5 protein-coding genes are annotated in these 9461 nt (G+C 34.0%); 3 read left to right on the top strand and 2 right to left on the bottom strand.

Features of this window, described 5'->3' with window-relative positions; genetic code table 11:
* Nucleotides 1-476 precede the first annotated feature (476 nt).
* The gene (locus tag Q4548_RS08485; protein ID WP_303453699.1) at nucleotides 477-815 is read right to left on the bottom strand and encodes a cupin domain-containing protein; all 339 of its coding nucleotides are present in this window, start codon (nucleotides 813-815) and stop codon (nucleotides 477-479) included.
* Nucleotides 816-902: 87 nt separating this feature from the next.
* Between Q4548_RS08485 and Q4548_RS08480 the strand changes: the two genes are divergently transcribed.
* Entirely contained in the window at nucleotides 903-2066 is a 1164-nt protein-coding gene (locus tag Q4548_RS08480; RefSeq protein ID WP_303453696.1) for a beta-ketoacyl synthase N-terminal-like domain-containing protein, read from the top strand.
* A gap of 45 nt (nucleotides 2067-2111) precedes the next feature.
* The gene (bioB, locus tag Q4548_RS08475; protein ID WP_303453693.1) at nucleotides 2112-3221 is read left to right on the top strand and encodes a biotin synthase BioB; all 1110 of its coding nucleotides are present in this window, start codon (nucleotides 2112-2114) and stop codon (nucleotides 3219-3221) included.
* Nucleotides 3222-3280: 59 nt separating this feature from the next.
* Here bioB and Q4548_RS08470 read toward each other — a convergent pair whose 3' ends face one another.
* On the bottom strand, nucleotides 3281-4819 hold the full coding sequence (locus Q4548_RS08470) for a glycerol-3-phosphate dehydrogenase/oxidase (RefSeq protein WP_303453690.1): 1539 nt from the start codon (nucleotides 4817-4819) through the stop codon (nucleotides 3281-3283).
* Nucleotides 4820-4950: 131 nt separating this feature from the next.
* On the opposite strand from Q4548_RS08470, the gene dnaE reads away from it, so the two are divergent.
* Entirely contained in the window at nucleotides 4951-9450 is a 4500-nt protein-coding gene (gene dnaE, locus Q4548_RS08465) for a DNA polymerase III subunit alpha (RefSeq protein ID WP_303453687.1), read from the top strand.
* The last annotated feature ends 11 nt before the right edge of the window (nucleotides 9451-9461 follow it).

The following is a 9461-nucleotide window of genomic DNA, read 5'->3' as shown; positions in this document are numbered from 1 at the left end:
GGTTTAGAGCGTTTGAATTGCCTAAAACAAAAAGCGAGTAGTGATAGCACGACCCCGAATCAAAGGGGAAACGCCCAAAGAAGAATTACTTGTCATTTTTAAAGATCATTCCAACGGATAAATCTGATTTTTATAAATTCACAACAGTTATTTAGTTAGAATATAACAATCTGTATAATTTTTTTAATTGTTTGGTCATTGAGTCTACTAATTTAAACGGTATGATTTGTTTTAAATATATGAGAAGATGTTCTTATGAACAAAAAACATCAAACAAGAGAAGTTACCTTTTCGTTCAAATAATTCAACAAAAAAATCTAAGACTTGTTCTTCAAATTCATTCCCAGTTTGTTGATTACTTTTTTTTGCTTGCATTTTCAAAACATTTCTCATAAAACTACTCTTTATAAGTCAACATTCAAAGAAGTACTTATTCACAAGTATTGAAAGTTTTATACAAATACTATCATAAAGATTTAATCGGTTGCTATTCCAAAATAGATCCAATCAACATCTTCCGAATAAGGATTGTGCTGTGAGTGAATCTCTCCTGCTTCAATGGTAATGCAATCACCAGAGACTGCTACAATTTTTTCGCCATTTACAATAAAATCAATTTTTCCGTTTTGAATGTAAAAAACTTCATACATCGTATCGTGTTTATGGCTTTCCACTTCTTGTCCAGGTTTAAAAGTAGCAGAACCAAACATCATTAGTTGAGGAATGTATCCTTTTTCGATAAAAACTTTCTTTTTAACATCAGAGTTGTGACTAGTGTTAATTTCGGAAAGTATGGAAGTGCGAACTATTTTCATGTGTTTTATCCTAAGTTTATGTAAAAATAAAAGCTAATTTTCAGAAACTACTATTTTAGTAAGTATCTTCGCATAAATTTTTTTGAGATGGAGTTGATTGCAATTACGGGTTATGGTTCTGTTTCCGCTTTGGGAACGAATGAAGAGGAGGTTTGGAACAATTATGTGGATGATAAACATTTTTTGACTTTTAAAGAGTTTGGTAAAATAGCAGGATGGTTGAGTGTTGTTCCTAAGGAAATAGAGAATGAGCTACATGCTTTGAAAATTTCAAATCCCAAATACAAAGATTTAGACAAATCTGTGTTGATGGCAATTTACGTTGGTAGAAAAGCAATTAAATCTGCTAATTGGACTCATCAATCAACTTTTGGAATTAATATAGGTTCTTCTAGAGGTGCAACTTCACTGTTTGAACATTTTTACAATGATTTTTCAAGCAATAATCTTGGAAAAACACATCCATTAACATCTCCTACAACTACATTGGGAAATTTATCTACTTGGGTAGCTGATGATTTACAGACAAAAGGTCCTACAATATCTCATTCAATAACATGTTCTACAGGATTACATGCTGTGTTGAATGGAATTGCTTGGATGAATTCAGGCATGTCTGATCGTTTTTTGGTGGGAGCTACAGAAGCTCCAAATACAGATTTCACATTGGCTCAAATGCAGGCTATTAAAATTTATGCAGATAATATGGATGCATATCCTTGTAAAGCTTTGGATTTTGATAAAACAAGAAATACAATGTGTTTGGGCGAGGGTGCTGCTGTCTTTTGTTTGGAAAAAGGTTTGAAAGACAATGCAATTGCTTATATTGAATCTATAGGATATGCAACAGAAAAATTGAAACATAATATATCTATAACAGACAATGCGGAGTGTTTTCAAGATTCTATGAAAATGGCTATTGACGGTATTCAAGGAACTATTGATATCATCATAATGCACGCACCAGGTACTATAAAAGGAGATCGTTCTGAATACAATGCCATACAAAAAGTGTTTGGAAATGAGTTACCAGCTTTAACTTCTAACAAATGGAAAATAGGTCATACTTTAGGTACTTCAGGTAGTTTGAGTATGGAATTGGCAATTCTAATGTTGCAAAAGCAAAAATTTATAAAAGTACCTTATCAGAAAGAAATAAAATCACCAAAAAAAATAGAACGTATTCTAGTAAATGCTGTTGGATTTGGAGGTAATGCAGTAAGTATTGTTTTAAGAGGAATAGGTCTTTAATAGAATCAAATTTTAGTATTTTTACCGAATCAAAAATTCAAAGTAATGAGTGAAGTAAGACATAATTGGACGAAAGAAGAAATTCTTGAAATTTATAACAAGCCTTTGATGGAGCTTTTGTATGAAGCTGCTACGATACATAGATTACACCACAACCCTAATGAGGTTCAAGTTTCAACGTTATTGTCTATTAAGACAGGTGGATGTTCTGAAGATTGTGGATACTGTCCACAAGCAGCACGTTACCACACAGATATAGAAGGAAATGATTTAATGCCTGTTCAACAAGTAAAAGCACAAGCTTTAAGAGCTAAGGCTTCTGGTTCTTCTAGAGTTTGTATGGGAGCATCTTGGAGAAATGTAAAAGATGGACCTGAATTTGACGAAGTCTTAGAAATGGTAAGAACCATCAACAAATTAGACATGGAAGTTTGTTGTACTTTGGGTATGGTAACAGAAAATCAAGCCCAGCGTTTGGCGGAAGCTGGTTTGTATGCTTATAATCACAATTTAGATTCTTCAGAAGAATATTACAAAGAAGTTATTTCTACGAGAGGATATCAAGATAGATTGGATACAATAGACAATGTTCGTAAAACAAATGTAACTGTTTGTTCTGGTGGAATTATAGGAATGGGAGAATCTATAGAAGATAGAGCTGGAATGTTGGTTGCGTTGTCTACACTTAATCCACAACCAGAATCTACACCAATCAATGCGTTGGTTGCTGTTGAAGGAACACCTTTAGAAGATCAAAAGCCAGTGGAAATTTGGGACATGGTTCGTATGGTAGCTGCTACTAGAATTGTGATGCCAGAAACACAAGTACGTTTGTCTGCAGGTAGAACACAAATGACTCAAGAAGGACAAGCATTTTGCTTTTTTGCAGGAGCTAATTCTATTTTTGCTGGAGATAAATTATTGACAACACCAAATCCTGATGTAAATGAGGATATGAAATTGTTTGATAAATTAGGATTGACAGCAATGAAACCTTTTACTAAAAAAGTACAACCAAAATCAGTTGCAGCAGAAGAATCACAATACAATGCTTTAGGAGAAAATCCTAAATGGACAAGACCTGAGCACAAGATTGATAGAAATGAAGAAGCAAAACAGAAAGCTAAAGAAATTAGAGCTGCTGAAAAAGCTTAACAATTAAAACTTTAAAATTTAAAAAGCTCGTAGATTATAAGTCTATGAGCTTTTTAAATTTATAGAATGTATTGTTTGGCTAAAACTGTATAATCGGTTATTTGTTTTTGAATCCAATCTTTGTCTTTGCCAAGTTCACCAGCTAGTAAATTAGCAACCAATTCGCAAGAATCTATACTTGCTTTTGCATCTAAAAAGAGAAAACGAATTCTTCTAGCAAGTACATCTTCTATTGTTTTGGCATCTTCTTGTTGTGCTGCCCAAATAATTTGAGCTTTTATAAATGGATAATCAGGATGAATTTGTACTGCTAATTCAGGATTATTCTCTGTTAATTCTTCAATGTTTTTAGCATCTGTTCCATATATAGCTAGTAGATTTTGTTGAGCATTGGGAGTACAATATCCATGAATATTCAAAAATTCAGTTTCAGACTTTACAAAAGGAATTAAAGCTACCATTGTAGCTTTATCTATCACATCTTCTGCCATTTTTCTGTAGGTTGTCCATTTTCCTCCGGCAATACTAATCAATCCACTTTTACTAATTTCAATAACATGTTCCCTAGATATTTCTGCTGTATTTTCGGCATTTCCATTCTTCACAAGCGGTCTCAATCCTACAAAAATACTTCTAACATCTTTTTTCGTAGGGGTCATAGTCAGATATTTGGCTGCATGTGTCAATAGAAAATTAATTTCATCTTTTTTAGGTAGTGGTTCTGATGAGTATTCAGAAACAGGAGTGTCTGTTGTTCCTATTAAAATTTTATCATGCCAAGGAACAGCAAACAAAACTCTACCATCTTCTGTATCAGGAATCATAATAGCAGTATTTCCAGGTAAAAATTCTTTGTCTAAAACAATATGAACTCCTTGACTGCTTGAAATTATTCGTTGAAGGCTAGGTTCGTCCTTTTGTCGTATACTGTCTGAAAATACACCCGTAGCATTGATGATGGATTTTGTTTTTATCTTAGTTTTTTCTTTGGAAAACACATCTTGAATAACGGCTCCACAGATTACATTTTGATCATTTTTCGTGAATTCTAGAAACTCAGTATAATTAAGAATTATAGCTCCTTGTTCTTTTGCAGTCTGCATCATGTTTACCAACAATCGAGTGTCGTCAAATTGACCATCATGATAAATAACACCACCTCTCAATCCCTCTTGAGAAACAGTAGGAATGTATTTTACAGTTTCTTCTTTAGATAAAAATTCAGAATCACCAAAACCTTCTTTTCCAGCCAACCAATCGTATAGTTTTAAGCCAATACCATAAAAAGGACTTTCCCACCAATCGTAAGTAGGGACTACAAATTTTAAATCGTGAACAATGTGGGGAGCATTTCTTTTTAAAATAGCTCTTTCTTTTAATGCTTCAAGAACCAAAGAAAAATTTCCTTGTTGTAAATATCGAACTCCTCCATGGATCAGTTTTGTACTCTTGCTAGACGTTCCTTTTCCGTAATCATCTCTTTCAACAAGCAGTGTTTTGTAACCTCTAGAAGCTGCATCAATAGCCGCACCAATTCCTGTGGCACCACCACCAATTATTAAAATATCCCAATGTGTATTTTTGATTGTTTTTTTCATAATTGAAAGATGTAGACATATAGAATAAATATAAGTATTTTAAGGGTTGATAACTATTTTTTTTACCAATTGAAACAGTCTTATTCTAAATCAGATATTTTGTAATTTTAACGTTTCTCAAAACATAGCAGATGTACTTAATTTTTGATACAGAAACCACAGGTTTGCCTAAAAGTTACAAAGCACCAATGACCAATACGGACAACTGGCCAAGGTGTATACAGATAGCTTGGCAGTTGCATGATGATCTAGGGAAAGTGGTAGAACATGACAATTTTATGATTCAACCAGATGGATTCAACATTCCTTTTGATTCTGAAAAAATACATGGAATTTCTACAGAATTGGCTCAGCAGCAAGGAATTTCTTTATTAGAAGGTTTGGAAAAATTCAACAACGTTTTGAGTAAATCTAAATTTCTGGTAGGACAAAATGTGACTTTTGATGTCAATATTATGGGAGCTGAATTTATCAGAGCAGGAATAACTCCCAATTTTAAAGCATTTCAATTTGATAGTTTTGATTTGGATGCTTATAATTTTAAATCAAAATTACCCAACAATAGACCTTTGGCAATTGACGATTTGTTGGAAGATGATAAAAACTCTTTAGGAATTTTAGATACCTGTACGGAAGTTACGGCAGAATTATGTCAGTTGCCAGGAGGTAGAGGAGGAAAATTTAAATTACCAACGTTAACAGAATTACATAATTATTTGTTTGGAGTAAATTTTGGAGAGGCTCACAACGCAACTGCCGATGTAGAAGCAACAACAAGATGTTTCTTTGAATTGATTCGAAGAGAGTATTTTACTCAAGAACAACTAGATGTTCCTCATGATTATTTTATAGGGTTCAAAAAAGCGAATCCTAGGCCAATTCAAGTTATAGGTTTACAACATTTAAACTTAAAACAAGAAAGTCAAAAAATACGCAAGCATCAAGCTCAGCAAGCAGGAGCTAAAGGAAAGGGGATTAGTGTAAAAGAAGGATTGGAAAGGTTGAAAAATATTCCCTTTGCTCATTTACACAACCATACACAGTTTTCTATTTTGCAGTCAACAATGGAAATAGGAGCTTTGGTAAATACTGCAGGAAAAGACAATATGTCTGCCGTAGCCATGACGGATACTGGAAATATGATGGCTGCTTTTCATTTTACCAATGCTGTAGATGGTTATAATAAAGGAGTTCAAGCACAAAAAAAAGCTGCCGAAGAAAAAGGTGAGGTTTTTGAAGGAAAAGAACTAATTCCTATTGTGGGATGTGAATTGAATGTTTGTGAAAATCATAAAGATAAAACCAAAAAAGACAATGGATACCAAGTAGTCTTTTTAGCTAAAAACAAAAAAGGATATCATAATTTGGCCAAAATGTCTTCTGCAGCTTTTGTGGATGGTTTTTATTATGTTCCTCGTATTGATAGAAAAATTGTTGAACAGTATAAAGAAGATATTATTGTTTTAACAGGGAACTTGTATGGAGAAGTTCCAAGTAAAGTACTAAACGTAGGGGAAAAACAAGCAGAAGAAGCTTTGATATGGTGGAAAGAACAGTTTGGTGATGACTTGTATGTAGAGTTGATGAGACATGGTCAAGAAGATGAAAATGTTGTCAATAAAGTTTTGGTTGAGCTAGCAAATAAGCACGATTTAAAAGTGGTTGCTACCAACAATACTTTTTACATCAATCAAGAAGATGCAAACGCTCACGATATTTTATTGTGTGTAAAAGATGGAGAAAAACAAGCAACACCTATAGGAAGAGGAAGAGGCTATCGCTATGGATTGCCCAATGATCAGTATTATTTTAAGCTTTCTGATGAAATGAAGGAATTGTTTGCGGACATTCCAGAAACTATACAGAATATACAAGCTTTGGTAGATAAAATTACTCCTTTTACGTTGGCTAGAGATGTATTATTGCCAGCTTTTGACATTCCTGAAAAATTTCAAGATCCTAAAGATTTAGAAGATGGAGGTAAAAGAGGAGAAAATAATTATTTAAGACATTTAACCTACGAAGGAGCTAAAGAAAGATATTCAGATATTACGGATGCTATTAGAGAACGATTGGACTTGGAATTGGATGTAATTGCCAAAACAGGATATCCAGGGTATTTTTTGATTGTGGAAGATTTTATTAGGGCTGCAAGAAAAATGGGAGTTTCTGTAGGACCAGGTCGTGGATCTGCAGCGGGATCTGCAGCAGCTTACTGTTTGGGAATTACCAATATTGATCCTATCAAATACGATTTACTTTTTGAGCGTTTCTTAAACCCAGAACGTATTTCTATGCCCGATATTGATATTGATTTTGATGATGAAGGCCGTGGAAAAGTTATAGACTACGTAATTGATAAATATGGAGCCAATCAAGTAGCTCAAATTATTACGTATGGTACAATGGCAGCAAAATCATCTATACGAGATACTGCCAGAGTATTAGATTTACCATTGTTTGAGGCTGATAGAATAGCCAAGTTGATTCCTGGAATCAAATTGAAAAACATTTGGGCGGATGATCCTAAAAGTAAAGCGAAAAGAGATGGTTTAAGATCAGAAGAAAAAGAAATGATTGCAGAGTTGATTCGTTTGGCAGACGAAGATACACCCTTGTCAGAGACCATCAACAAAGCAAGAGTTTTAGAAGGCTCTGTAAGGAATACAGGAATTCACGCGTGTGGAGTAATTATTACTCCTGACGATATCACCAAATTTGTACCTGTTTCTTTAGCCAAAGATTCAGACATGTATGTAACCCAATTTGACAACTCCGTAGTGGAAAGTGCGGGATTGTTAAAAATGGATTTCTTGGGATTGAAAACCCTAACTTTAATCAAACATACTTGTGAAATTGTAAAAGCAAGACACGGAATAGAATTAGATCCAGAAGCTTTTCCAATTGATGATGTAAAGACTTATGAATTGTTCCAAAGAGGAGAAACCGTCGGTATTTTTCAATATGAATCTCCAGGAATGCAGAAATACATGCGTGAATTAAAACCGACCGTTTTTGCGGATTTGATTGCGATGAATGCTTTGTATAGACCAGGGCCTTTGGAATACATACCCAACTTTATTGATCGTAAACATGGACGAGAAGAAATAGTCTACGATTTACCAGATATGGATGAGTATTTGGCTGAAACGTATGGTATTACTGTGTATCAAGAGCAGGTGATGTTGTTGTCTCAAAGTTTGGCTGGTTTTACAAAAGGGCAAGCCGATACTTTACGTAAGGCAATGGGTAAAAAACAAATAGCAGTACTTGAAAAAATGAAACCGTTGTTTATTACTCAAGCGGTTGCAAAAGGTTATGATGCTGTAAAGTTGGAAAAAGTCTGGAAAGACTGGGAGGCTTTTGCTTCTTATGCTTTTAACAAATCTCACTCTACTTGTTATGCTTGGGTTGCTTATCAAACTGCCTATTTAAAAGCACATTATCCCGCAGAATACATGGCAGCAGTGTTGTCTAACAACATGAATGATATTAAGCAGGTTACCTTTTTTATGGAGGAATGTAAACGTATGGGATTGCAAGTTTTAGGGCCTGACGTGAATGAATCTTATGCCAAGTTTTCGGTAAATGATGAAGGTGCTGTTCGTTTTGGAATGGCTGCTATCAAAGGTGTTGGTGGAATTGCTGTGGATGGAATAATTAATGAAAGAAAAGAAAACGGATTTTATGTTTCTATTTTTGATTTAGCCAAACGTGTAGATTTAAGAACTTGTAACAAAAAAGCTTTTGAAGGATTAGCTCTTGCAGGAGGTTTTGATTCTTTTGGAAATGTACATAGAGCTCAATTTTTTGCTGCGGATGAAAAAGGAATGACTTTTTTAGAAAAAGCAATGAAATTTGGTCATGCTTATCAAGAAAGTATCAATTCTGCACAAGTATCTTTGTTTGGTGAAGCTTCGGATATTCAGTTACCAGAACCAACGGTACCACCTTGTGAAACTTGGGGAACCATGGAAACACTTTCTAAAGAAAAAGAAGTGGTTGGTATTTATATTTCTGCACATCCTTTAGATGATTATCGAAATGAGATGAAATTCACCAATTGTGGCGTAAGTCTGTTTAAAGATGATTTGAAAAAACATGTAGGAAAAAACTTTTCTTTTGCAGGAATTTTAGTCAGTGCAGAACATAGAATTGCAAAGAATGGTAACGGTTGGGGCTCTTTTATTATTGAAGATTATACAGATTCTCATGAGTTTAGGTTGTTTGGAGAAGACTATTTAAGATTTAGACACATGTTAGTACCCAATTCTTTTTTGTATATCAATGGAACCATTCAAAAAGGGTGGATGCAAAAGGATGGAACAGAAGGAACTCCTCGAGAGAAGTTTTCAGATTTTCTACTTCTGTCTGATGTGATGGATAAAAAATGTAAAAAAATTACTTTTAGGTTGAGTCTAAATGAAATTAAAAAAGATAGGGTAGAGCAATTAGAAATGCTTTTGTCTGGATTTACAGGAGATGGTGCAAAACAAACGGTAGGTTTTCATATTGTTTCTGAAAAGCATAAAATAGATATTGAAATGCCATCTAGAACTTTTAAGTTGAATATTTCAACAGAACTGTTTGATTATTTAGACAAAGAAGGATTTGATTATAAGTTGAATTAAAAAAGAAAGCC

Source organism: Wenyingzhuangia sp. 2_MG-2023 (assembly GCF_030548295.1).
Taxonomy (GTDB): Bacteria; Bacteroidota; Bacteroidia; order Flavobacteriales; family Flavobacteriaceae; genus Wenyingzhuangia.
Note: the sequence above shows the minus strand (reverse complement) of the source record. Positions and strands in the feature narration are given on the sequence as shown.

What these genes read in the sequence shown, in the direction of transcription:
- Q4548_RS08485 (WP_303453699.1), bottom strand. Translation starts at nt 815, where the DNA reads ATGAAAATAGTTCGCACTTCCATACTTTCCGAAATTAACACTAGTCAC.
- Q4548_RS08470 (WP_303453690.1), bottom strand. Translation starts at nt 4,819, where the DNA reads ATGAAAAAAACAATCAAAAATACACATTGGGATATTTTAATAATTGGT.
- Q4548_RS08480 (WP_303453696.1), top strand. Translation starts at nt 903, where the DNA reads ATGGAGTTGATTGCAATTACGGGTTATGGTTCTGTTTCCGCTTTGGGA.
- bioB (WP_303453693.1), top strand. Translation starts at nt 2,112, where the DNA reads ATGAGTGAAGTAAGACATAATTGGACGAAAGAAGAAATTCTTGAAATT.
- dnaE (WP_303453687.1), top strand. Translation starts at nt 4,951, where the DNA reads ATGTACTTAATTTTTGATACAGAAACCACAGGTTTGCCTAAAAGTTAC.